The organism is Thioclava sp. NG1 (assembly GCF_003122275.1).
Classification (GTDB): domain Bacteria; phylum Pseudomonadota; class Alphaproteobacteria; order Rhodobacterales; family Rhodobacteraceae; genus Thioclava; species Thioclava nitratireducens.
In genome coordinates, this window is sequence record NZ_QFBB01000004.1 from 222,299 (window position 1) to 244,283 (window position 21,985).

Annotated in this window: 23 protein-coding genes; 11 read left to right on the forward strand and 12 right to left on the reverse strand. The window is 63.7% G+C overall.

Annotated features, from left to right (window positions below; genetic code table 11):
* Positions 1–26: 26 nt before the first annotated feature.
* The 4 genes from nusA to pip form a co-directional block, all read right to left on the reverse strand.
* A complete protein-coding gene (gene nusA, locus DEM26_RS09340) occupies positions 27–1,646 on the reverse strand; it encodes a transcription termination factor NusA (RefSeq protein ID WP_075775228.1) in 1,620 nt (539 codons plus the stop codon).
* A 1-nt stretch (position 1,647) separates the two neighbouring features.
* Positions 1,648–2,229: a ribosome maturation factor RimP gene (gene rimP / locus DEM26_RS09345; protein ID WP_075775227.1), complete on the reverse strand. Its 582-nt coding sequence runs from the start codon at positions 2,227–2,229 to the stop codon at positions 1,648–1,650.
* Between the two features lie 139 nt (positions 2,230–2,368).
* Positions 2,369–2,836: a tryptophan-rich sensory protein TspO gene (tspO, locus tag DEM26_RS09350; protein WP_088719891.1), complete on the reverse strand. Its 468-nt coding sequence runs from the start codon at positions 2,834–2,836 to the stop codon at positions 2,369–2,371.
* A 29-nt stretch (positions 2,837–2,865) separates the two neighbouring features.
* Positions 2,866–3,837, reverse strand: a complete 972-nt coding sequence (pip, locus tag DEM26_RS09355; protein ID WP_075775225.1) for a prolyl aminopeptidase — start codon at positions 3,835–3,837, stop codon at positions 2,866–2,868.
* A gap of 67 nt (positions 3,838–3,904) precedes the next feature.
* On the opposite strand from pip, the gene ubiG reads away from it, so the two are divergent.
* Positions 3,905–4,648: a bifunctional 2-polyprenyl-6-hydroxyphenol methylase/3-demethylubiquinol 3-O-methyltransferase UbiG gene (gene ubiG / locus DEM26_RS09360; protein WP_075775224.1), complete on the forward strand. Its 744-nt coding sequence runs from the start codon at positions 3,905–3,907 to the stop codon at positions 4,646–4,648.
* Positions 4,649–4,775: 127 nt separating this feature from the next.
* Here ubiG and mog read toward each other — a convergent pair whose 3' ends face one another.
* The 3 genes from mog to DEM26_RS09375 form a co-directional block, all read right to left on the reverse strand.
* A complete protein-coding gene (mog, locus tag DEM26_RS09365; RefSeq protein ID WP_088719894.1) occupies positions 4,776–5,312 on the reverse strand; it encodes a molybdopterin adenylyltransferase in 537 nt (178 codons plus the stop codon).
* Positions 5,309–6,538, reverse strand: a complete 1,230-nt coding sequence (locus DEM26_RS09370) for an argininosuccinate synthase (protein ID WP_109172257.1) — start codon at positions 6,536–6,538, stop codon at positions 5,309–5,311. Before DEM26_RS09370 ends, mog begins: the two co-directional genes overlap by 4 nt.
* Before the next feature lie 105 nt (positions 6,539–6,643).
* Positions 6,644–7,729 carry a hypothetical protein gene (locus tag DEM26_RS09375; protein WP_158275105.1) on the reverse strand — a complete coding sequence of 362 codons (1,086 nt, stop codon included), beginning with the start codon at positions 7,727–7,729 and terminating at the stop codon, positions 6,644–6,646.
* Positions 7,730–7,914: 185 nt separating this feature from the next.
* Here DEM26_RS09375 and ilvA point away from each other — a divergent pair, with 185 nt between their 5' ends.
* Positions 7,915–9,162 carry a threonine ammonia-lyase IlvA gene (gene ilvA, locus DEM26_RS09385; protein ID WP_075775456.1) on the forward strand — a complete coding sequence of 416 codons (1,248 nt, stop codon included), beginning with the start codon at positions 7,915–7,917 and terminating at the stop codon, positions 9,160–9,162.
* Between the two features lie 205 nt (positions 9,163–9,367).
* Here ilvA and DEM26_RS09390 read toward each other — a convergent pair whose 3' ends face one another.
* On the reverse strand, positions 9,368–9,697 hold the full coding sequence (locus tag DEM26_RS09390) for a histidine kinase (protein WP_075775220.1): 330 nt from the start codon (positions 9,695–9,697) through the stop codon (positions 9,368–9,370).
* Between the two features lie 150 nt (positions 9,698–9,847).
* Here DEM26_RS09390 and DEM26_RS09395 point away from each other — a divergent pair, with 150 nt between their 5' ends.
* A complete protein-coding gene (locus DEM26_RS09395) occupies positions 9,848–11,170 on the forward strand; it encodes a PP2C family protein-serine/threonine phosphatase (protein WP_109172363.1) in 1,323 nt (440 codons plus the stop codon).
* Between the two features lie 44 nt (positions 11,171–11,214).
* Here the strand turns inward: DEM26_RS09395 and DEM26_RS09400 are convergent, their stop codons facing one another.
* A complete protein-coding gene (locus DEM26_RS09400; protein WP_088723180.1) occupies positions 11,215–11,655 on the reverse strand; it encodes an NUDIX domain-containing protein in 441 nt (146 codons plus the stop codon).
* Positions 11,656–11,752: 97 nt separating this feature from the next.
* Between DEM26_RS09400 and hslO the strand changes: the two genes are divergently transcribed.
* The 6 genes from hslO to DEM26_RS09430 all read left to right on the forward strand — a co-directional run bounded on the left by hslO (position 11,753) and on the right by DEM26_RS09430 (position 18,196).
* Positions 11,753–12,781, forward strand: coding sequence for an Hsp33 family molecular chaperone HslO (gene hslO, locus DEM26_RS09405; protein WP_075775217.1), 1,029 nt, complete (start codon positions 11,753–11,755; stop codon positions 12,779–12,781).
* On the forward strand, positions 12,774–13,367 hold the full coding sequence (locus tag DEM26_RS09410) for a CoA pyrophosphatase (RefSeq protein WP_109172260.1): 594 nt from the start codon (positions 12,774–12,776) through the stop codon (positions 13,365–13,367). The genes hslO and DEM26_RS09410 overlap by 8 nt, the downstream gene beginning before the upstream one ends.
* Positions 13,364–14,503, forward strand: coding sequence for a CCA tRNA nucleotidyltransferase (locus DEM26_RS09415; protein WP_109172261.1), 1,140 nt, complete (start codon positions 13,364–13,366; stop codon positions 14,501–14,503). The genes DEM26_RS09410 and DEM26_RS09415 overlap by 4 nt, the downstream gene beginning before the upstream one ends.
* Positions 14,504–14,546: 43 nt before the next feature.
* Positions 14,547–16,373: an ABC transporter ATP-binding protein gene (locus DEM26_RS09420; protein ID WP_088725248.1), complete on the forward strand. Its 1,827-nt coding sequence runs from the start codon at positions 14,547–14,549 to the stop codon at positions 16,371–16,373.
* A 39-nt stretch (positions 16,374–16,412) separates the two neighbouring features.
* Entirely contained in the window at positions 16,413–17,633 is a 1,221-nt protein-coding gene (locus DEM26_RS09425; RefSeq protein ID WP_109172262.1) for a class I SAM-dependent RNA methyltransferase, read from the forward strand.
* Positions 17,634–17,695: 62 nt separating this feature from the next.
* A complete protein-coding gene (locus tag DEM26_RS09430) occupies positions 17,696–18,196 on the forward strand; it encodes a L,D-transpeptidase family protein (protein WP_075775212.1) in 501 nt (166 codons plus the stop codon).
* A gap of 65 nt (positions 18,197–18,261) precedes the next feature.
* On the opposite strand, the gene DEM26_RS09435 is transcribed toward DEM26_RS09430, so the two are convergent.
* On the reverse strand, positions 18,262–18,777 hold the full coding sequence (locus tag DEM26_RS09435; RefSeq protein WP_075775211.1) for a CAP domain-containing protein: 516 nt from the start codon (positions 18,775–18,777) through the stop codon (positions 18,262–18,264).
* Between the two features lie 168 nt (positions 18,778–18,945).
* Here DEM26_RS09435 and DEM26_RS09440 point away from each other — a divergent pair, with 168 nt between their 5' ends.
* Positions 18,946–19,551, forward strand: coding sequence for a L,D-transpeptidase (locus tag DEM26_RS09440; protein ID WP_075775210.1), 606 nt, complete (start codon positions 18,946–18,948; stop codon positions 19,549–19,551).
* Positions 19,552–19,624: 73 nt separating this feature from the next.
* On the opposite strand, the gene DEM26_RS09445 is transcribed toward DEM26_RS09440, so the two are convergent.
* Both DEM26_RS09445 and hemH read right to left on the reverse strand, forming a co-directional pair.
* Positions 19,625–19,918, reverse strand: a complete 294-nt coding sequence (locus tag DEM26_RS09445; RefSeq protein ID WP_109172263.1) for a hypothetical protein — start codon at positions 19,916–19,918, stop codon at positions 19,625–19,627.
* A gap of 148 nt (positions 19,919–20,066) precedes the next feature.
* A complete protein-coding gene (gene hemH / locus DEM26_RS09450) occupies positions 20,067–21,122 on the reverse strand; it encodes a ferrochelatase (protein ID WP_075775208.1) in 1,056 nt (351 codons plus the stop codon).
* 113 nt (positions 21,123–21,235) lie between these two features.
* Between hemH and otsB the strand changes: the two genes are divergently transcribed.
* Positions 21,236–21,985, forward strand: coding sequence for a trehalose-phosphatase (gene otsB, locus DEM26_RS09455; protein ID WP_109172264.1), 750 nt, complete (start codon positions 21,236–21,238; stop codon positions 21,983–21,985).

A 21,985-nucleotide genomic window follows, 5' to 3' on the forward strand; every position in this document is an offset into this window, starting at 1 on the left:
AGCTCCTCTCCGGTCGGGACCGAGGCTTACGCCTCGGCCTCCTCCGCGGTTTCCTCTTCGCCTTCGTCTTCCGCGTCGCCTTCCAGCTCGGACGGGTCGACCCAGCCCAACTGAATACGCGCGGTCATGATCAGGTTCTGCGCCTCTTCGAGGCTCACGTCGAATTTCTCGAGCAGACCTTCATCCTTCACGCGCTGACCGTCGACCGTGGTCCAGCCGCCGGCCAGTTCCCAGTCGGCGCAGGTCGCGAAATCTTCCAGCGTCTTGACGTCGTCTTTCGCGAGCGCCTCGATCATCTGCGGGGTCAGGCCTTCGAAGTCGAACAGCGACTGCTCGACGCCCATTTCCTTCGCCGCCTCCAGCGCCTTGCGGTTCTGTTCTTCGATCACGTCGCGGGCACGGGCCTGCAGTTCGCCTGCGGTGTCCTCGTCCACGCCTTCGATCGACAGCAGCTCGTCCATCTCGACATAGGCCACTTCCTCGAGCGAGGTGAAGCCCTCGGCCACGAGGAGCTGCGCGAAGAACTCGTCGAGGTCCAGCGCGTCGACGAACAGCTTGGTGCGCTCGGCGAATTCGGCCTGACGGCGTGCCGACTCCTCGGCCTCGGTCAGGATGTCGATGTCGAGACCGGTCAGCTGCGAGGCCAGACGCACGTTCTGACCGCGGCGGCCGATGGCGAGCGACAGTTGCTCGTCCGGCACCACGACTTCGATCTTCTGCGCTTCCTCGTCGATCACCACCTTCGACACTTCGGCCGGCTGCAGCGCGTTCACGAGGAAGGTCGCCTGATCTTCGTTCCACGGGATGATGTCGATCTTCTCGCCCTGAAGCTCGCCGACGACGGCCTGCACGCGCGAACCGCGCATACCGACACAGGCGCCGACCGGATCGATCGAGTTGTCATAGGAGATGACGCCGATCTTCGCGCGCGAACCCGGATCGCGGGCCACGGCCTTGATCTCGATGATGCCGTCGTAGATTTCCGGCACTTCCATCTTGAACAGTTCGGCCATGAATTCCGGCGCGGTGCGGCTGAGGAAGATCTGCGGGCCACGGGTCTCGCGGCGCACGTCTTTCACATAGGCACGGATACGGTCGTTCGGGCGATAGCTCTCGCGGCCGATCTTCTCGTTGCGGCGCAGAATCGCTTCGCCACGGCCCACATCGACGATGATGTTGCCGTATTCCTCGCGCTTGACGATGCCGTTGATGATCGTGCCGACGCGGTCCTTGAACTCTTCGTACTGGCGATCACGCTCGGCTTCGCGGACCTTCTGCAGGATGACCTGCTTGGCCGATTGCGCGGCGATGCGGCCCAGATCGACCGGCGGCACCTCGTCGACGATCTCATCGCCGACCGAGGGATTTTCGAGATATTGCTTCGCCTGCTCGACGGTCAGCTCGGCCTGATAGTTCTCCAGATCCTCGTCTTCGACGACGGTGCGGACACGGGTGAAGGTCGCCTTGCCGGTCTTGCGATCGATCGAGACGCGGATGTCCATCTCCGCGCCGTAACGCGACTTCGCCGCACGCGCGAGACTCTCTTCCATCGCCTGGATCACCAGATCCGGGTCGATCATCTTTTCGCGCGCCACCGCCTCGGCGGTCTGCAGAAGCTCAAGCTGGTTGGCTGCCGTGATGGCCATCTCAGTTCTCCTCCTCGGGGGAATCGTCAATCTCGTCAAATTCAGCTTCGTCGACGCCTTCGGTCGCCTTCTTCTGGCGCAGCATCTCGTCGATCAGCTCATCGGTCAGCACCAGCTTCGCATCCGCGAGCCAGTCGAACTGGAGGCCGATCACGACGTCTTCGCCGTTCTCGTCCAGCTCGATCAGGATTTCCGAGCCTTCGGTGCCGCGCAGGATACCCTTGAAGCGCTTGCGACCGTCGATCTGCTCGGAAGTCTCGATCTTCGCCTCGTAGCCTTCCCAGATGTCGAAATCCTTGAAGCGCGTCAGCGGGCGATCGATGCCGGGCGACGACACTTCGAGCGTATATTTGTCCTCGATCGGGTCTTCCACGTCGAGGGCCGCGGACACGGCAGTCGAGATCGCGGCGCAATCGTCCACGACGATGCCGCCATCGGGGCGGTCTGCCATGATCTGAAGCGTGGCCGTCTTGCCGCCCTGCAGCCGCAGCCGCACGAGCTCGAAGCCCAGCCCCTCGATCACGGGGGTCACGATCTCGGCCAGACGCCGGTCGATGGCGGTCTTGGCGATCAGGTCGGTCATGTCTCTCTTTCCGATCCTACAAAAACAAAAAACGGGCCGTTGCGGCCCGTCACACGTTTCCGGTGGGCGTCAGGTTTGGACCCCGGCGCGCCGCTGTTGAACGCGATATAGTCCTGTATCGCAGATTCCGCAAGTGGAATCAGGTCTGGGCACCCGCCCTCGGGTTGTCGCGCCAGACGCGGAAGTTCAGCGCGCCCGCCAATGTCAGCCAGACGAGATAGGGGAAGACCAGCAATCCGGCCAGCATATCGAGCTGCAGGAATGCCAGCATCATCGCCGCTACTGCGACCCACAGACAGATCAGGACGAGGAGCCCGAGCCACAACCGATGCGCCCCGAAGAACACCGGCGTCCAGAGCGTGTTCAGCGCGATCTGCACCGCAAACAGCGCAAGCGCGATCTGGCTCCCGGCCTCGGGGGCGATGCGCGCCGCAGCGTAGGCGACCGAGACATAGAGATAAGTCCAGGCCACGGGAAACACCCAGTTCGGCGGCGTGAAGCCCGGCTTCTTCAAGCCGACATACCATTCGCCCGGCTTGAAGATGATGCCGGTTGCAGCCGCAGCCGCGGAGGCCGCGAGAAACAGCAGGAAATAGGTGAGCGTCATGGCGGCCTCGATGGAAATTCGGTGTCAGATCAGGATCTAAGCTCATCCATCGCGCGGACAAGCCCGGCTGTGATCCCCGGCTCGGAAAGCGCATGTCCTGCCATCGGCACCAGCTGAAGCTTCGCCAGCGCCCAGCCCTGCGCCAGCCGATAGGCCGAAGTCGGCGGACAGATCATGTCGAGCCGCCCCTGCACGATCGTCGTCGGGATATGCTCGATCTTGTAGCGGTCGCGCAGGATCTGGCCGTCCTCTTCAAGGAAGGCCGCGTTCTGGAAATAGTGGTTCTCGAGCCGCGCGAAGGCACGCGCGTAATCGGGCGAGGCTTCGCCCGGCGGACCGTCATAGCGCACCGACGCCAGCGCGTTCTCCCACATCGCCCAGTGCCGCGCATAGCGCGCTTCGGCCATGTAGTCGCCCGAAAAGAGCCGCTTGTGATAGGCGCCGATCAGATCGTGCTGCTCGTCCTCCGGAATCGGACGCCGGAAATTCGCCCAGAGGTCGGGATAGAAATTCCCCGCGCCGCCGCCGTAGAACCAGTCGAGCTCCGCCTGCGTCGCAAGAAAGACGCCCCGAAGAATCAGGTTCGAGGCCCGGTCGGGATGCGCCTGCGCATAAAGCAACGCCAGTGTCGCCCCCCAACTGCCGCCGAAAACCATCCACCTGTCGATGCCGAGCGTCCGGCGGATCTGCTCCATATCCGCGATTAGATGCCATGTCGTGTTGTCGGCGACGCTGGCATGCGGGCGCGACAGGCCGCAGCCGCGCTGATCGAACAGGATGACCCGGTAATGCTGCGGATCGAAGAATCGCCGCATCGTCGGCGAGCAGCCGCCGCCCGGTCCGCCGTGGCAGACGACGACTGGCTGGCCCTCGGGATGGCCGGATTGCTCGACATAAAGAATATGGCCATCGCCCACGTCGATCCGGCGCTGATCGAAAGGCTCGATCGGCGGATAAAGATGGGCGCCCGATGCGCGCTTTTGCCCTGCAGTTCTGTCCATATCCGGACTATATAGAGCAAAAGGCGCGCCCGCCATGGGCTGCCCTAAAATCAATGCGAGGAGAGCAATGGCAGATCCGGCAAACAGCATCGACCCGTCCGAAGTCGCCAAATTCGAAGCGATGGCCGCCGAATGGTGGGATCCGAACGGCAAGTTCAAACCGCTGCATATGCTCAACCCCTGCCGTCTCGACTACATCACCACCCAGATCGCCACCCAGTTCGGTCGTGACCTGAAAGCGCCGCGCCCGTTCGAGGGGCTGCGCCTGCTGGATATCGGCTGCGGCGGCGGGCTTCTGTCCGAACCGATGGCGCGGCTCGGGGCCGAGGTCGTGGGGGCGGATGCCGCCGAGCGAAATATCCCCGTGGCGCGGCTGCATGCCGAACAGTCGGGGCTCGAAATCGATTACCGCCATTGCGCGGCGGAAGATCTGGCCGCGAAGGGTGAGCAATTCGATGTCGTCCTCGCGATGGAGATCATCGAACACGTCGCCGATCCGCAGGGCTTCGTGAACACGATCCAGAGCCTGATGAGGCCGGGCGGGCTGATGATCTGCTCGACGCTGAACCGCAATCCGAAAAGCTACATGGTCGCGATCATCGGCGCCGAGCGGGTGATGCGCTGGCTGCCGGTGGGCACGCATGAATGGTCGAAATTCGTCACGCCCGACGAGCTTTACGAGCTGTCGCGCAACGCAGGGCTCGACCCGGTCGACCGCCGTGGGATGGTGTTCAACCCGCTGGCGTGGACATGGTCACTCTCGGAGCGCGATCTTTCGGTGAATTACGCCATCGCAGCGGTGAAGCGGTAAGGGGCGCTGCCCCTCTGCCTTCGGCATTCACCCCGGGATATTTCGGCCAACACGAAGAGAGGTGATTTTCGCCCCGGGTCAAATATCCCGGGGGTCTCTCTGAAAGAGATGGGGGCAGCGCCCCCTCTTACTTCTTCTTCGGACGGAAGGCTTTGATCCGGGCAGGATCGGTCTCGATATAGCCCGCGCCGATCAGGTCGAGGCAATAGGGCACGGCGGCGAAGACCGCATCGAGGCAGGTCGCGATGGCCGAGGGTTTTCCCGGCACCATGATGATCAGCGATTTTCCCGCGATCCCGGCCGACTGGCGCGACAGAATGGCGGTCGGCACTTCGAGCAGCGAGGCGCGGCGCATTTCTTCGCCGAAGCCCGCGAGTTCCTTCTCGATCACGTCGAAGCAGCCCTCGGGCGTCTCGTCGCGCGGCGCGGGACCGGTGCCGCCGGTGATCAGGATCAGATCTGCTTCCGCCTCGACCAGCTCGCGCAGCTTTGCCGCAACGCTCTCGCGCCCATCGGGGATGATGTGACGCTCGATCTCCAGCGGCGAGGTGATCACGCCGCGGAGGTAGTCCTCGCAGCCCGGACCGCCCTTGTCCTCGTATTCGCCCCGGGACGCGCGGTCGGAGACGGTGACGATGGCGGCCTTGGGCTGCGAAAAACTCATTTCTTCACTCGCGCGTTGCGGGTTGCGATCAGCTTCAGGCGCAGCGCGTTGAGCTGGATGAAGCCCGCCGCGTCTTTCTGATCGTAGGCACCTGCGTCTTCCTCGAAGGTCACATGGGCCTCGGAATAGAGCGAATAATCCGACCAGCGCGCCACGGTCCGGGCCGCGCCCTTGAAGAGCATCAGCTTCACCGTGCCGGTGACATAATCCTGCGTCTTGTCGATCAGCGCCTGCAGCGCCTCACGCTCGGGCGAGAACCAGAAGCCGTTATAGATCAGCTCGGCATAGCGCGGCATGATCGAATCCTTCAGGTGGCCTGCGCCGCTGTCGAGCGTGATCTGCTCGATGCCGCGGTGGGCCTCCAGCAGGATCGTGCCGCCGGGAGTCTCGTAGACGCCGCGCGACTTCATGCCGACGAAGCGGTTCTCGACGAAATCGAGACGGCCGATGCCGTGCTTTTTGCCGTATTCGTTCAGCTTGGTGAGGATCGTCGCGGGCGACATCGCCTCGCCGTTGATCGAGACCGCGTCACCCTTCTCGAAACCGATCTCGATATATTCGGGCTCGTTCGGAGCCTGCGTGATCGGATCGTCAGTGCGCTGGTAGACGTAATCGGGCGCCATATCTGCCGGGTCTTCCAGCACCTTGCCCTCGGACGAGGTGTGCAGCAGGTTCGCATCGACCGAGAAAGGCGCTTCGCCGCGCTTGTCCTTTGCGATCGGGATCTGGTTGGCCTCGGCGAATTCCAAGAGTTTGGTGCGCGAGGACAGATCCCATTCGCGCCACGGCGCGATCACCTTGATCGACGGGTCGAGCGCATAGGCCGACAGCTCGAAGCGGACCTGATCGTTGCCCTTGCCGGTCGCGCCATGCGCCACCGCATCGGCGCCGTGCTGATGCGCGATCTCGACGAGATGCTTGGAGATCAGCGGGCGCGCGATCGAGGTGCCCAGCAGATAGAGCCCCTCGTAGACCGCATTGGCGCGGAACATCGGGAAGACGAAATCGCGGACGAATTCCTCGCGCGCGTCTAGGATATGGATATTCTCGGGTTTGATGCCGAGCATCTCTGCCTTCTTGCGCGCCGGCTCGAGTTCCTCGCCTTGGCCGAGATCGGCGGTGTAGGTGATGACCTCGCAGCCGTATTCGGTCTGCAGCCATTTCAGGATGATCGAGGTATCGAGGCCGCCCGAATAGGCAAGCACGACTTTTTTGGGCGCGGACATACGGCATCTCCCGGTTTTCTTGTTCCGCGACGGAATAGAAGCTTTTTTTCCAATGAACAAGGGCCGCCCCGAAGGACGGCCCTTTCGCATTGGCTTTAAGCGAGATCAGCTCTCGGTGGACGGATCCACGAGCGGATCGGTGGTTTCCCCGGTCGCGGCGAGATCGCCTTCGACGGTGCCGTCCCCCGTCGTGCCGTCGCCGGTCGCCACATCGCCATCGGCGGGCGGCTCTGTCGTCGCGGTCTCCGGCGGGGGCAGGTCAAGCAGTTGGTGCAGATAGGCGAGCGCCTCGGGCGAAAGCTCGCGACCGTTCGAGGCGGCGAGAAGCGCATCGTTTTCGTTCGTGGCGGTGTTCGCGATCTCGGTTTCCAGATCGGTGACCTTCTGCTGCGCAGCGGCCAGATCGGCCTCATAGGTCGTCGCTGCCGCCAGTTCTTCCTCCAGCGGCGCGAGCTGCGCATCATAGCCCTCCGCCTCGGGGTTAAGCTCATCGATCGCTGCCTGGATATCCTCCACGCTGCGGACATCCTGCGACTCAAGTGCCGCCAGCGCATCCTGCGCGTCGGTCAGGTTCTGCTCGGCCTCGGCCGCAGACAGAACCGTGTCGCGATAGGCTGCAATCCGACCCACCTGGCTGTTCGGCGAGGCGTTGGCGAGCGCTGTCGCGCTGGCATGGGCGGCATTCAGGCCTTTCAGTTCGGAGGCCAGCGCGCCGTGATTGCGCAGCTCATCCTCGCTCAGACTCGGCTTGCCGTTCGGACGCGGCGACTCGTTGACCGCGTATTCGGTCGGGGTGGTCGAGCGTTTCTTCGTCGCGGTCGTACCGCGCGACGCCGTCTTCACGGTGGAGCGGCTGGTGTGTTGCGACTTGTTGTTAAGTTTGCCGGAGAAGAGATCGTCGAGGAATTTCGCCGGGCCGCCGCCATGCGTGGCAGCTTTGCCGGAATTGCCCGGGCTCGTGGGACGCCCGACCGATGCGGATTTGCCCGCCGCGCCGGATTTGCCGCCCGCGTGGCCGTTGCCGCCCCCGTTGCCGCCGCCATGGCCACCGCCATTGCCGCCACCGTTCCCACCGCCATTGCCGTTCTTGGCAAACGCGGCATCCGCGCCGGTGAAATGGCTGGTCGCCACCGGGGCGACGACGAAGCTCGCCGCGACAAGAGCGATGATCGAAGTTTTTCTCAGGCGCATGCGGCCCTCCTCTTTTTTTTGCTCGCGACACGTTTTCAGCACGAATACCGTCGAAAGTGGGCAAAAAAGCGGCGGCCTTTGCAAAATGCGCAAAGCTTCGCCCAAAGCGCCCCCGGGTTGCGCGTAGTCCCGCCGAACGGCCTTCCCCCTTGCAAGAGCGGTGCAGCTTCGTCATGGCTTTCCTTATGAGTGAGTTCGCCCTTTCCGCCCAAGCCGCCACCCGCGCGCTGCGTGCGCTCTTCGAGCCGACGCCGCTGCAACTCAATGCGCATTTGTCGAAACGCTTCGAGGCGGAGGTCTGGCTCAAGCGCGAGGACCTGACGCCGGTGCGCTCCTACAAGATTCGCGGCGCCTTTACCGCCATGCGGAAATTGCGCGAACGCGACCCCTCGGCGGCGCATTTCGTCTGCGCGAGCGCCGGAAACCATGCGCAGGGCGTGGCCTTCGCCTGTCGGCATTTCGGGGTGAAAGGCACGATCTTCATGCCGGTCACGACGCCGCAGCAGAAGATCGACAAGACCAAGACCTTTGGTGGCGATGCGGTCGAGATCGTTCTGACCGGCGACTATTTCGACGACACGCTCGCCTCGGCGCAGGAATTTTGCCGCGACGCCGGAGCGCATTTCCTCGCCCCGTTCGACGATCCGGATGTGATCGAGGGACAGGCCTCGGTCGGGGTGGAGATCCTCGACCAACTGGGCGGCGCGCCGGATATGGTAATCCTGCCCGTGGGCGGCGGGGGCTTGGCCGCGGGCGTCACCGGCTATCTTCGCGCGACCGCCCCCGGGACGGAATTCCGCTTCGTCGAGCCCTTGGGCGGTGCGAGCCTGACCGCAGCGGTCAAGGCGCATGAGCCCGTGACGATTTCACAGGTGAACAGTTTTGTCGACGGTGCCGCAGTCGCCCGGATCGGCGCGCGTCCCTTTGCGGAGCTTGGCTGGGTCACGCCCGAGCAAGTCCATCTTGCGCCGGAGGATCGCATTTGCATCACGATGCTCGAGATGCTCAATGTCGAAGGCGTCGTATTGGAACCCGCCGGCGCGATGTCGGTCGATATTCTCCCGGAACTGGCCGATACGATCCGCGGCAAGCGCGTGGTCTGCGTGACCTCGGGCGGCAATTTTGATTTCGAGCGGCTGCCGGAAGTGCGCGAACGCGCCCAGCGCTATTCGGGCCTGAAGAAGTATTTCATCCTTCGCCTGCCGCAACGGCCCGGTGCCCTGAAGGATTTCCTTCAGATGCTTGGCCCCGACGACGACATCGCGCGCTTCGAATACCTGAAGAAGTCGGCGCGGAATTTCGGCTCGGTCCTGATCGGGATCGAGACCAAACGCGCCGAGAACTTCACAGAGCTCTTCGCTAAGCTCGACGCCGAGGGCTTCGTTTGGCGCGACATCACCGAAGACGAGACCTTGGCCGAGTTTCTTATTTAACGCCTCCTTTCCGATAGGCCGGCCATCATATGGGGGCGTTAGATTTTCGTTGTCCTTGCACTGCGCCGCATTGATGCGTCCGCAGTTCGATAGTTACGGCCCCGCTTCGGTAGCCGAACCAATTTTCGAACTCCGGCCGTAACCACGCTTGTGATCTTCCGTTCTGCGCAATGCAGCGCTTGGCGCGATCTACCTGGCACCTTACCTATGCGGCCGGGGTGAATTCCGATAGCCGCCCCATGAATTGCAGTTTGGACAAGCTGTAGGTCTCGCGGATCGCGCCCAGATCGACCTCCGCGGAGCGTCCGGCGGCCGCCATGCGCTCTCCTTTCTGACAGGCACCACCGAAATCGCGAAAGCCGAGATTCCAGGCAGAGCCTTTCAGGAAATGCAGATCTTCTTCGACCCGATCTGGGCGCCCGCCAAGCGCCATCACGACGGCCTCGACCTCGTCGAGAAATAGATCCACGACCTCGGAAAAGCCCTCTGCGCCTATTTCAGAGCGCAATTCCTGCACCCGTTCCCAATCAATCATCGCGCCCTCCAGGCCAATCGATCCGACACCACCCGACGCTGACCATAGGGCCGCACCCTTTCGATTTTCTTAACGCCTGAGCCGGCCGGTTTTCACCGAATCTTAGGGTCTCTGCGGTTTCATTGGATGCAGAGGTTTCGGATGATGCAGATGGCGCAAAGACACGAGGTTCCCGTTGGCGCGAGCCGACCACCCTTGGCGGGCACGGCGCGGCACGTTCTGGTCGTGGACGACAGCCGGATGCAGCGCCGCATTCTGTCGGCGCAATTGTCGCGCTCCGGCTATCAGGTGAGCGAGGCTGAAAGTGCGGAAGAGGCAATCGCGATCTGCGCCCAGTGCGAGCCGGATATCGTGATCTCGGACTGGATGATGTCGGGGATGAGCGGCCCCGAATTCTGCCGTATCTTCCGCAACTTGCCACGACGCAGCTACGGCTATTTCATCCTTCTGACCACCAAGGCCGAGAAGACGGACGTCACGCGCGGTTTGGAAAGCGGGGCCGACGATTTCCTCTCGAAACCAGTCAACGGAGAGGAGCTTCGCGCAAGGCTCAGCGCGGGAACCCGCATTCTCAAGATGCAAGAGGAACTGACCGAGAAGAACCGACTGCTACGCGCGGCGCAGGAGGTGATCGACCGCGACCTGCAGGAGGCACGCAAGCTACAGCAGAGCTTGGTGCGGGTACGTCACGCACAGTTCGAAGCGGCGGAGGTCTCGTTGCTCTTGCGACCGGCGGGCCATGTCGGCGGCGACCTCGTCGGGTACTTTCCGATCAACGAACGCCGGGTCGGCCTTTACGGCATCGACGTGTCGGGACATGGCATTACCTCGGCTCTGATGATGGCACGGATTGCGGGCTACTTCTCCGCCGCCGCCCCCAGCCAGAACCTCGCAATCTACCGTAACGAACAGGGTGAATTGCGCGGCCGACGCCCGGCGGACCTTGCGCGACATCTCAACGAGCTCGTGCTGAGCGAGATGAACACCGAAACATATTTCACGCTAATCTATGCCGATATCGACCTGCGCACCGGCAAGGCGGAACTGGTGCAGGCCGGGCACCCCTATCCGGTCCTGCAACGGCGCAATGGTACGGTGGAGTTTCTCGGCGAGGGGGGACTACCGATTGGTCTGATCGAAGGCGCCACCTACGAAACCTTCACCGTTCAACTGACCCCCGGAGACAGGCTGGTTCTGGTCTCGGACGGAATCACCGAAGCCTGTGACCGAGACGGCGAGATGATCGATCAGACCCGACTGGCCCGGATGCTCCGCAAGTTTTCCGGGATGGCGGGCCCAGCGCTGCTGGATGCGATATATCGCGAAACCGAGCAGTTCGCCGAGGGCGAAATCGCGGACGATGTCTCGGCGGGCGTTCTGGAATTTCACGGCCCCGGCAGCACCGCGCGACGATCGGTGCTCGTTTCGAACAATGGCGAATGTGACCCGATTGCAGAAACGACAGGAGGATGAACCACCGCCACTAAGCTCCCACCGAATGAAACGACCCCTGCTTTTCAGCGGCGAAGCACCCGCCGGAAAAACGCGCGCTCGCCTTCATTTGCAAGCAAACCGAGCGCCTCCTCGGGATCGGCCCAATGCGCCGTATGAAACGGCTCCGGCGGGAGGCCGCGCTTCAACACCGGGCGCGCCAGCCAGATCGAACACAGCTTCTCCGCCCAGAACTCGTATTCGGGCATGTAGGTGAAACGCCGATAGGCCCCAACGCGGCGCAACCCGGTGATCGCCCAACCGGTCTCTTCGAAGACCTCACGGTGCAGCGCTTCGATCGGCCCCTCGCCCGGATCGATCCCGCCGCCCGGCAATTGAAACTCCGGCACGGGATGGGACTGATGGGTCAGAAGCACCCTGCCGTCGCGGATCAGGATCGCGTAGGCACCGGGGCGCAAACGATACCGCTGACCGGATTTCACCCGCTCTCCGAACCTCGCGATCATGTGCTCTCCCTTGGGTCTGCGGTTGCCGCGCCTATATTGGGGCTGTATGGCAGGCTCCGCGCTGCCCGAAAACCCCTCTGAGCCTCTCAGGAGCACCATGTCCAAGTTATCCCAAATCGCATGGGACGATACAGTTCTGCCGTTTCAGCTCGACCGCTCTGACATCCGCGGCCGGGTTGCCCGCCTCGACGGCGTGCTAGACACCGTCCTGTCGCAACATGATTACCCCCGCGCGGTCGAAATGCTGGTGGCCGAAGCCGCCCTTCTGACCGCGCTGATCGGCCAGACCGTCAAACTGCGCTGGAAGCTGTCGCTGCAAATCCGCGGCAACGGCCCGATCCGCATCATCGCCACCGACTACTACGCCCCCGAGAAGGAGGGCGCGCCCGCCCGCATCCGCGCATGGGCGAGCTTCGATGACGAGAAGCTCGATCCCAAAGCCGACCCGTTCGAACAGATCGGGCAGGGCTATTTCGCGATCCTGATCGATCAGGGCAAAGGCACGACCCCCTATCAGGGTATCACGCCGCTGACCGAGGGCTCGCTGCGCGCCTGCGCCGAGGCGTATTTCGCGCAATCCGAGCAGCTGCCCACGCGGTTCTCGCTGTCCTTCGGGCGCTCGATCCTGCCCGGTCAGGGCGAAAGCTGGCGCGCGGGCGGCGTGATGCTGCAGCATATGCCCCCAGCCTCGCCCTTCGCCGCCCAGGAAGGCTCGGGCGATCAGGGCCTGCTGACCGCCGACGACATCCTCGATGGCGAGGAAGGCGAGAACTGGGCCCGCGCCAATATCCTGCTCGACACGGTCGAGGATATGGAGCTGATCGGCCCGACCGTGCAGCCGACCGAGTTGCTGGTGCGCCTGTTCCACGAAGAGCGGCCGCGCGTCTTTGATCCGCAGCGGGTGGAGTTCGGCTGCACCTGCTCGGCCGATCGCGTGCGTCAGTCGCTCTCGATCTACTCGGCGCGCGACATCGCGCATATGACCACCGATGAGGGTACGGTCACCGCGGACTGCCAGTTCTGCGGCGCGCATTACATTTTCGATCCGCTGACGCTTGGCTTCGAGGCGCAGAAGAACCCCGACGGGTCGCTGCGCGAAGCGGGAGGCGAGGGAACGAATGAGTGATCCGCTCGCCCCGGTTCTGGACGCCTTGGCGCGACCGGGGCGGCCCTCTTCGGATTACGATCTGAATCCGGAAGTGATCCTGCCCGAGGGACGCAAGCTGCGGCCCGCGGGCGTTCTCGTCGCCTTCGATACGTTCGGGCCGGAGCCGCGTCTGCATCTGACGAAGCGCAGCTCGCATCTGCGCCACCATCCCGGCCAGATCGCCTTTCCCGGAGGCAAGGTGGATCCCGATGACGAAGGCCCGGTCGGCGCGGCGCTGCGCGAGGCGCAGGAAGAGATCGGCCTGCCTCTTGACCATGTCGAGGTGCTGGGCACGTTCGCTCCCCATGAGACGGTGACGTCCTTTCTGGTGACGCCGGTGCTCGCGCGCATCCATGCCCCGTTCGAGGTCATCCCCGAAGCGGGCGAGGTGGCCGAGGCGTTCACCGTGCCGCTGTCGCATATCACGCCCGAGAATTTCCGCGTCGAGTCGCGCCGGTGGCGCGGCACACGGCGCAGCTATTTCGTGGCGCCTTACGGGCCCTATTACATCTGGGGCGCCACCGCGCGTATATTGCGCTCATTGGCGGACCGGATGGCGGGATGAGACTGACCGGAGACTGGATCGAGGCAGAGCCGACCCAACGCGTGCTGAAGATGCTCGAAGAGGGCGGGCATCAGGCGCTTCTGGTGGGCGGCTGCGTGCGCAACAGTGCCTTGGGCGCGCCGGTCAACGATATCGACATCGCCAGCGATGCGCGGCCCGAACGGGTGATCGAACTTGCGAAGGCGGCCGGGCTGAAGCCGGTGCCGACCGGGGTCGATCATGGCACGGTCACGGTGGTCGCCGACGGGCATCCGCATGAGGTCACCACCTTCCGCCGCGATGTGGAGACGCATGGGCGGCACGCCACGGTCGCGTTTTCCGACGACATCGCAGAGGACGCGGCGCGGCGCGATTTCACGATGAACGCGCTTTATGCGCGCTCAGACGGCACGGTTCTCGACCCGCTAGGCACGGGGCTGGAGGATCTGGCGGCGCGTCATGTGCGCTTCGTCGGCGAGGCCGAAGAACGCATCCGCGAGGATTACCTGCGTATCCTGCGCTTCTTCCGATTTACCGCGTGGTATGGGCACGATCTGGACCCTGACGGGCTGGCCGCCTGTGCCGCGAATACCGCTGGAATAGAGACGCTTTCGCGCGAACGCCTTGGCGGCGAGATGCTCAAATTGCTGGCCGCACCCGATCCCGTTCACGCTGTGGCGGCGATGGCGCAATGCGGGGTTCTCACGGCCGTGCTGCCCGGCGCGGACGCGACCGCGCTCGGGCCGCTCGTGCATCTCGAAGATCGCCCCGCAGATCCGATCCGCAGGCTGGCAGCGATTGGCGGCGAGGACGTGGCCGAGCGGCTGCGTCTGTCGAAGAAGGACACACGGCAGCTCGAGGCCCTGCGCGCCTCGCTGTCCGACAGCGACGACCCGGCTGTCCTCGGCTATCGGCTCGGCGCCGACACTGGGGCCGATGCGTTTTTGCTGCGCCATGCGCTGATGGGGCAGGAAATGCCGGAGGGCTGGCAAAAAAGGGTCTATTTCGGCGCGAAACAGCAATTTCCGGTGCAAGCGCGGGATCTGATGCCCCGCTATGAGGGCAAGGCTCTGGGCGATACGCTGAAGACGCTCGAGGCGCGCTGGATCGACTCCGGTTTCACGCTGACGCGCGTGGATTTGCTCGCCGCGCTTTGAACCGCGCCGCAATCGACTATATCGGGAGAGGAAAGAGAGACCCATGTTCGATCCCTTCTCCCCCGCCGAAGGCGCCCCGCCGCGCCAGCTTGGCGCCTTCTTCCGCTGGTGCCTCAAGGGCAGCTGGGGCGCGATTGCCGTGGCCAGCTTCGGCACGACCATCGCCGGCGTGATGGAAGTCGTCTCGGCCTGGCTTCTGGGACAGGTGATCGACGCTGCACTGAACAGCGAACGGGCCGCAGTGATCGGGGCAAATGTCGGGCTTCTCGTCCTGTTCGTCGCGTTCTTCCTGCTGATCCGCCCTCTGACCTTCGGCATCAGTTCTGCCACCAACAACCTGCTGATCAGCCCCAACGTGATGCCGCTCGTGCTTTCGCGGCTGCATCGCTGGACGATGGGCCAGTCGGTCACCTTCTTCGACAACGACTTCGCCGGCCGCATCGCGCAAAAGCAGATGCAGACCGCCCGCGCGGTAACCGACACGGTCACCGAGATCATCAACACCGGCCTCTTCGCGCTGGCCTCGATCGTCGGCTCGCTGATCGTTCTGGCCCAGATCGACCGCTGGGGGGCCGTGGGCCTCGTATTCTGGACCTTCGGGCTCTACCTGATCATCCGCCTCTTCCTGCCGCATATCCGCGGACGCTCGCGTGAGCGGGCGTCCGCCCGGGCGATGGTGACGGGACAGGTCGTCGACACGGTCACCAATATCAAGACGGTAAAGCTGTTTGCCCATGCCGAGCACGAGGATCGCGCGGCGCTAGAGGCAATGCAGAAGTTCCGCCAGAAGACCTATTCCTTCGGCATGGTTCAGAGCCTCTATCGCGTGGTGCAGATGGCCTATGCAGGGATCGTTCCGGTGATGCTGGTCGGCGGCGCGATCTGGCTCTGGTCGCAGGGCGAGGCGACTGCGGGGGCCATCGCGACCTCAGGCGCCATCGCGATCCGGCTGTCGCAGATGTCGGGCTGGGTGAGCCAGGCGTTGATGTCCGTCTGGACCCATATCGGCGAGGCCGAGGATGGGATGCGAACGCTTGCCCATATGCATGACCTGACCGACGCGCCCGATGCCCGGACGTTGCGCCATGTCGAAGGCGAGATCCAGTTCGACAATGTCGACTTCGCCTATGGCCGTCGCAGCGGAGGGATCGCGGATATCAACCTGACCATCGCGGATGGCGAGCGGATCGGGATCGTCGGGGCCTCGGGTGCAGGGAAATCGACGCTCGTTGCGTTGCTGCTAAGGCTCTATGACGCTGAAAAAGGGTCTATTCGGATCGACGGGCAAGATATTCGCGAGGTCACGCAGGAAAGCCTGCGCCGCAATATCGCGATGGTCACGCAGGAAACCGCGATGTTCAATCGCTCGGCGCGGGAGAACATCCTTTACGGCAAGCCCGACGCGACCGAGGAGGAGATGATCGCCGCCGCGAAACAGGCCGAGGCGGATCACTTCATCCGCGGCCTCGCCGATCACGAAGGCAATCGTGGCTACGACGCCAAGCTGGGCGAGCGTGGGGTGAAGCTGTCGGGCGGGCAGCGCCAGCGGATCGCCCTTGCGCGCGCCTTCCTGAAGAACGCGCCGATCCTTGTGCTGGACGAGGCGACCTCGGCACTCGACTCGGAAGTCGAGGCGCAAATCCAAACCGCCCTTCACCGGGTCATGGCGGGCAAAACTGTTCTGGCGATCGCGCACCGCCTCAGCACCATTGCCGAGATGGACCGGATCGTCGTGCTGGAGGAAGGGCGGATCGTCGAACAGGGCAGCCATGACGAATTGCTGGCGATGAACGGCCTCTACGCGCGCTACTGGGCGCGTCAGTCCGGGGGCTTCCTGACCTGCGACGACGCGGAGGATGCGGCGGAATAGGGTCTTTTCTGACCGACGCCACGCCGCTAGAGAATGCGCATGACCTATGAAATCGAGCGACTGTCCCTGCATGCCGACGGCGTGACCCATGGCCCCGAGGGGACCGTGCATGTCGCCATGGCGCTTCCCGGCGAAGTGGTCGAGGGCGAGGTGGTCGACGGCCGCATCGCTCAGCCGAAGATCGTGACGCCGTCGCCCGATCGCGTCAAAGCGCCTTGCCCGCATTACCGCTCCTGCGGGGCCTGCTCGATGCAGCACGCGTCGGAGGCGTTCACCGCAGAATGGAAAATGGACGTGGTACGTCAGGCGCTGACCGCGCGCGATCTGCCCGTGCCGGAGATGACCATCGCGACCTCGCCGCTGAATTCCCGCAGGCGGGCGACGCTGTCGGGGCGGCGCACCAAGAAAGGCACGCTGGTCGGCTTTCACGCCCGCGCCTCGGACACGGTCGTCGAGATTCCGAACTGCCTGATCCTGCGGCCCGAACTGCTGGCCGCGATACCGATGCTGCACGAGGCGACCGCGATCGCAGGCTCGCGCAAAGGCGAGATCGCTTTCACACTGACGCTTTCGGAGGCAGGTCTGGAACTCGCGGCACAGGGCGGTAAAGACCCTGATACGGCCCAATTCGAGGATTTGTCGGGGCTGGCGCATCGCCACGATCTCGCACGGCTCAGCTGGAACGGGCAGATCATCGCGGGGCGGCGACCGGCGATCCAGCAATTCGGCAAAGCCAAGGTCGTGCCGCCGCCGGGTGCTTTCCTGCAAGCCACCCATCACGGCGAAGCGGTGCTGACCGCCTTCGCCAAGGCGGCGATTGGCGATGCGAAAAAGGTGGCCGATCTCTTCGCGGGCTGCGGGACGTTCTCTCTGCCGCTGGCCGAGCTTGCCGAAGTGCATGCGGTCGAAGGAGTCGCAGCGATGACCGAAGCGCTCGATCAGGGCTGGCGTCAGTCGCAGGGCCTGCACCGGGTCTCCACCGAGGCGCGCGACCTGTTCCGCCGACCGCTTCTGCCGGACGAACTGGCGAAGTTCGACGCGGTGTTGATCGATCCGCCGCGGGCGGGCGCGCAGGCCCAGATCGCCGAAATCGCGACCTCGAAGCTCAAGCGCCTCGTCCATGTCTCCTGCAATCCTGTGACCTTCGCGCGCGACGCCGAGACGCTGATCGCGGCGGGCTTCACGCTCGATAAACTACTGGTCGTGGATCAGTTCCGGTTTTCCGCTCATGTGGAGCTCGCGGCGCTTTTCACCCGCTAGATGCGAGGCCGAAAATCGGTTAGAAATGTGGCAAAACAGCAGCTTTCGAATACAGGCCGAACATGAATCGTCGAACCCTCCTCTTGGGCGGATGCGCCCTCGCAACGCTGGCCGCCTGCGGCGATTCCAGCAAATTCAAATCCTATAACGGCCCCGCCGTGACCCAGATCCAGCTCTTCAAGTCGCAGCGGATGATGTACCTGCTGCATGGCGACAAGGTCCTGGAAAGCTACAAGGTCGGCCTTGGCGGTGATCCTGTCGGACCGAAGCAATTCGAGGGTGACGGCAAGACGCCGGAAGGGCTCTATTACATCAACCGGCGCAATCCGAATTCTGCCTATTACCTGTCGATCGGCATCAGCTATCCGAACCCGCAGCAGGTGGCCTTCGCGGAGTCGCAGGGCAAGAAGCCGGGTGGCGACATCTTCATCCATGGCCGCGACGGCAAGAACAAGGGCAAGGGCCGAGACTGGACGGCTGGCTGCATTGCGGTGAAGGACAAGGAAATCCGCGACATCTACGCGATGGTCCGCGACGGAACGCCGATCTTCATCTTCCCCTGATTGCCCCCCGAAAATTACAAAGGGCCCCGCACGGGGCCCTTTTTTGCTTGCGGCAAGTCTTCGGCTCAGTTGCCGGTGACCATCGTCCACCAGATCTTGCCGGAGGGCTCCTGATACCACGAGAAGCCCATCTGGGTCGCCGCCGGGTTCAGGATCACGTCGCGCGTATCCGCGACCTTCATCCAAGCTGCGAGGGTCTCCATCTCGGTTTCGTAGGTCTCGGAGATATTCTCGCCCAGCACCTGCCCCGGATAGCCAGCACGCTGCGCCCGGGTCAGCGGCGAGGAGCCGTCGGAACCCCAGTGCCACGGGCGGTTCTGCGCGGCCATGTCCTTGGAATGCGCGAGTGCCGCCGTCGTCAGTGCGTCATTCAGCACCAGCGGCGCGGCCCCGCGCGCCGAGCGCAGGCTGTTCACAGATTCCAGCACACGCTGCGGGATCACCGAGCGGTCACTCGCGGTGATGTTGTAGACTTTCGGCAGCGGCAGGCCGTCGGGGCCAAGCTTCGGCTGCGTGTCGGTCGGCTGGCAAGCTGCCAGAGCCACAGTCGCAGAGATCGCAAATACGGTAGCGCGCAACATCTTTGGTCAGTCCCTCGTTAAACCGTCAATCCGCATTACACGCTTGTACTCAGCCGCGCAAACCCCTCTGTCGATTTGCGGGCCGATCCCCGCCAGTTTGATTTGCCGCGGCCGTGCGATCACATTATATTTATCGCAATCGTCCCCGTCGCGAACCCGGAGCCTGAGATGTCCCACACGCGCAAGCCCTTCGACCGCCGCGCCTTTCTCGGCGCCGCCGCCTGCCTTGGTGCGGGGCTCGCGCTGCCCGCCGGGGCGCAGACGCCCGATGCCGGGCAGGAGCAGTTTGAGACCACGGCCTTCACCAACCAGCGGCGCAATATCTCGAGCTTCCAGAACCGCGACTGGCAGTCCTATTTCTCGAATTTGCGCAACGGCGCGATCCTCGTCGACACCCATTCGCGGGCGCTGCATTACTGGTCGGAGGATCGCTCGATCTACCGGCTCTACCCGACCTCGGTGCCGGTCTCCGAGGAACTCACCCGGCGCGGCCGCACCGAGGTGATCCGCAAGGTGAAGGGGCCGAGCTGGGCGCCGACGCCTTCGATGAAGAAGCGCAATCCGGAATGGCCCGATTACGTGCCACCGGGTCCGGACAACCCGCTGGGCACCCACGCGCTTTACCTATCGTGGCGCTATTACCGCATCCACGGCACCCATGACACGCGCAAGATCGGCCGTAAAAGCTCGAACGGCTGCATCGGGCTTTACAACGAACATATCCAGGAGCTGTTCGGCTTCGCGAAGATCGGAACGCAGGTGCTGCTGATCTGAGGCGCGCCGCTCGACCGACACGGAAAACCCCCGGCTCCGCGTAGGACCGGGGGCTTTTCAATCTGCGTAGTGGTCAGTCGTTTCCACCCGTGGCGTGGGCATGGTCGGACGCGCCGCCCGAGCCATCGCCCGAAGCATCGCCGGCTCCCGAACCGCCCGACAAGCCGTCGAGCTTGCCACGGGCGCTTTGCACCATGACGCCCAGCATCTCGTCTTCGCCGGGAGTGTCGACCGATTGCACGAGGTTTTCCTCGTGATTTTGGGAGTAAATCACGTCGTCTTCCGTCGCCCACGGATTTGCATGGCCGGCCCAGGACGCGCCAGCATGGAGAGCCGCCAGAGCGGCCAGTCCGATAGTCTTGATCATTCTCGTTCCTTTCTGCTCTGCGCGTCCCGATCGTTGCCGGTCCGCAGGATGCGCCTTCACGGCGATCCCTTTCCCCAACGTCAGGAACATATAGGAAGAGAGCCCCACTAATCTGTGAGACAGGTCGTCGCAGATTACGAAAGTCGTATCAGTCCAGCCAACCGGCGAGGTTTTCCTGCACGACGTCCATCAGCGCCTTGATGTGCAGATCGTCGTCGTTGAGGCAGGGGACATAGGTGAATTTCTCGCCGCCTGCATGCTCGAACGCCTCGCGAATTTCGCCGTTGATCTCCTCGAGCGTCTCGATGCAATCCGCGCTGAAGGCGGGCGAGATCACCGCGATATTCTTCTTCCCGGCCTTCGCCAGTTCCGCCACATGCTCGACGGTGTAGGGCTTGAGCCATTCCTCGGGACCGAAGACCGACTGGAAGGTGGTGTCGATTCCGTCCTTGTCCCAGCCGAGCCGTTCGCGCAGCAGGCGCGAGGTCTTTTGGCACTGACAGTGGTAGGGGTCGCCCTCCATCAGGTAGCGCTTGGGCATCCCGTGATAGGACGCGACCAGCACGTCGGGCTTTTCGTCCAGCGTCGCATAGACCCGCTCCACCGATTGCGCGAGAGCGTCGATGTAGGAGGGTCTGTCGAAATATTCAGGCGCGACGCGGGCGGCGGGCTGGCGCTTCTGTTTCATCAGCGCGCGGAAGAACTGGTCGTTCGCGGTGGCCGAGGTCGCACCCGCATATTGCGGATAAAGCGGCAGGAACAGGATCTTCTCGCAGCCTTGTTCGACCATCTTGTCGACCACCGACTGGGTCGAGGGGTTGCCGTAGCGCATGCAGTAATCGACGACGACTTCCTGCCCGTAGCGCGCCGAGACCGCATCGCGCAGCTTTGCGACCTGCTGCTTGGTAATCGTCATCAGCGGGCTTTCGTCGGCCTCATTGTTCCAGATCGTTTTGTAGTTCGCGCCGGAGGTGAAAGGCCGCCGCGACAGGATGATCAGCTGCAGCAGCGGCTGCCACTTCCATGCCGGATAATCGATCACACGCCGGTCCGAAAGGAACTCGTTCAGGTAGCGGCGCATCGACCAGTAATCGGTATTGTCCGGGGTTCCGAGGTTGGCGACGAGCAGACCGATCTTCGCTTCCTTGACGGGCGGATGATCGGCGGGGGCGTGGGCAAGGCGCGGATTTGCGGCGTTGGTCATCGTGTCACTGTCCTGTCGTCAATTATCGCGGAACTTCCACCCGACTTAACGGGTTTCCCGATCTGTGCCAATGCGGCCTATTCAACCGGGACAGGATCACTTACGGTCTTCACATGGCAATGGATGACATGACCGGGAAAAAACCGGCACCGCCCGCGCTCGACCCGTCACGGGACGCGCTGTTCCTCGATTTCGACGGATGTCTCGTGGATATCGCGCCGCGCCCGGACGCGGTGATCGTGCCGCGCGATCTGCCCGGCATCCTGACCGAGCTGTCAGAGGCGCTCGACGGCGCGCTCGCAGTCGTCTCGGGGCGGTCGCTGCACGAACTGGAACGGTTTCTCGAGGGGTTCGAAGGCCTGATGGTCGGATCGCACGGCTCGGAGGCGCGCGGGATGGAGCCGCCGATGGCCGAGGCGCCGCAGCACCTGGGCGCGGTGAAAGAGGATCTGGCGAGCTTCGCGCAGGAGCATGATCTCATATTCGAGGACAAGAGCCACGGCGCCGCGATCCATTTCCGCTCCAACCCCGCCAAGCAGGGTCAGGTCGAAGCCTTCACCGAGGCGCTGACCGAGCGCTATGACGGCTTCATGATCCAGCCCGCGAAGATGGCCGTCGAAATCCGCCCCCAGGGGTTCTCGAAGGACGGCGCCTTGGCGATCCTGTCCGACCTCGTGCAGTTCGACGGGCGCAAGCCGGTCTATGCGGGCGACGACACGACGGATGAGCCCGCGCTGGCCTGGGCCGAGGAACATGGCGGCTTCGGAATCAAGGTCGGCGACGGAGAGAGCGTCGCACGCTATCACCTCGCCGCACCGACGAATGTGCGCGACTGGCTGGCCGCCGCGTTGCGCGTTGAATGA

What these genes read in the sequence shown, in the direction of transcription:
- nusA (WP_075775228.1), bottom strand. Translation starts at nt 1,646, where the DNA reads ATGGCCATCACGGCAGCCAACCAGCTTGAGCTTCTGCAGACCGCCGAG.
- rimP (WP_075775227.1), bottom strand. Translation starts at nt 2,229, where the DNA reads ATGACCGACCTGATCGCCAAGACCGCCATCGACCGGCGTCTGGCCGAG.
- tspO (WP_088719891.1), bottom strand. Translation starts at nt 2,836, where the DNA reads ATGACGCTCACCTATTTCCTGCTGTTTCTCGCGGCCTCCGCGGCTGCG.
- pip (WP_075775225.1), bottom strand. Translation starts at nt 3,837, where the DNA reads ATGGACAGAACTGCAGGGCAAAAGCGCGCATCGGGCGCCCATCTTTAT.
- ubiG (WP_075775224.1), top strand. Translation starts at nt 3,905, where the DNA reads ATGGCAGATCCGGCAAACAGCATCGACCCGTCCGAAGTCGCCAAATTC.
- mog (WP_088719894.1), bottom strand. Translation starts at nt 5,312, where the DNA reads ATGAGTTTTTCGCAGCCCAAGGCCGCCATCGTCACCGTCTCCGACCGC.
- DEM26_RS09370 (WP_109172257.1), bottom strand. Translation starts at nt 6,538, where the DNA reads ATGTCCGCGCCCAAAAAAGTCGTGCTTGCCTATTCGGGCGGCCTCGAT.
- DEM26_RS09375 (WP_158275105.1), bottom strand. Translation starts at nt 7,729, where the DNA reads ATGCGCCTGAGAAAAACTTCGATCATCGCTCTTGTCGCGGCGAGCTTC.
- ilvA (WP_075775456.1), top strand. Translation starts at nt 7,915, where the DNA reads ATGAGTGAGTTCGCCCTTTCCGCCCAAGCCGCCACCCGCGCGCTGCGT.
- DEM26_RS09390 (WP_075775220.1), bottom strand. Translation starts at nt 9,697, where the DNA reads ATGATTGATTGGGAACGGGTGCAGGAATTGCGCTCTGAAATAGGCGCA.
- DEM26_RS09395 (WP_109172363.1), top strand. Translation starts at nt 9,848, where the DNA reads ATGGCGCAAAGACACGAGGTTCCCGTTGGCGCGAGCCGACCACCCTTG.
- DEM26_RS09400 (WP_088723180.1), bottom strand. Translation starts at nt 11,655, where the DNA reads ATGATCGCGAGGTTCGGAGAGCGGGTGAAATCCGGTCAGCGGTATCGT.
- hslO (WP_075775217.1), top strand. Translation starts at nt 11,753, where the DNA reads ATGTCCAAGTTATCCCAAATCGCATGGGACGATACAGTTCTGCCGTTT.
- DEM26_RS09410 (WP_109172260.1), top strand. Translation starts at nt 12,774, where the DNA reads ATGAGTGATCCGCTCGCCCCGGTTCTGGACGCCTTGGCGCGACCGGGG.
- DEM26_RS09415 (WP_109172261.1), top strand. Translation starts at nt 13,364, where the DNA reads ATGAGACTGACCGGAGACTGGATCGAGGCAGAGCCGACCCAACGCGTG.
- DEM26_RS09420 (WP_088725248.1), top strand. Translation starts at nt 14,547, where the DNA reads ATGTTCGATCCCTTCTCCCCCGCCGAAGGCGCCCCGCCGCGCCAGCTT.
- DEM26_RS09425 (WP_109172262.1), top strand. Translation starts at nt 16,413, where the DNA reads ATGACCTATGAAATCGAGCGACTGTCCCTGCATGCCGACGGCGTGACC.
- DEM26_RS09430 (WP_075775212.1), top strand. Translation starts at nt 17,696, where the DNA reads ATGAATCGTCGAACCCTCCTCTTGGGCGGATGCGCCCTCGCAACGCTG.
- DEM26_RS09435 (WP_075775211.1), bottom strand. Translation starts at nt 18,777, where the DNA reads ATGTTGCGCGCTACCGTATTTGCGATCTCTGCGACTGTGGCTCTGGCA.
- DEM26_RS09440 (WP_075775210.1), top strand. Translation starts at nt 18,946, where the DNA reads ATGTCCCACACGCGCAAGCCCTTCGACCGCCGCGCCTTTCTCGGCGCC.
- DEM26_RS09445 (WP_109172263.1), bottom strand. Translation starts at nt 19,918, where the DNA reads ATGATCAAGACTATCGGACTGGCCGCTCTGGCGGCTCTCCATGCTGGC.
- hemH (WP_075775208.1), bottom strand. Translation starts at nt 21,122, where the DNA reads ATGACCAACGCCGCAAATCCGCGCCTTGCCCACGCCCCCGCCGATCAT.
- otsB (WP_109172264.1), top strand. Translation starts at nt 21,236, where the DNA reads ATGGCAATGGATGACATGACCGGGAAAAAACCGGCACCGCCCGCGCTC.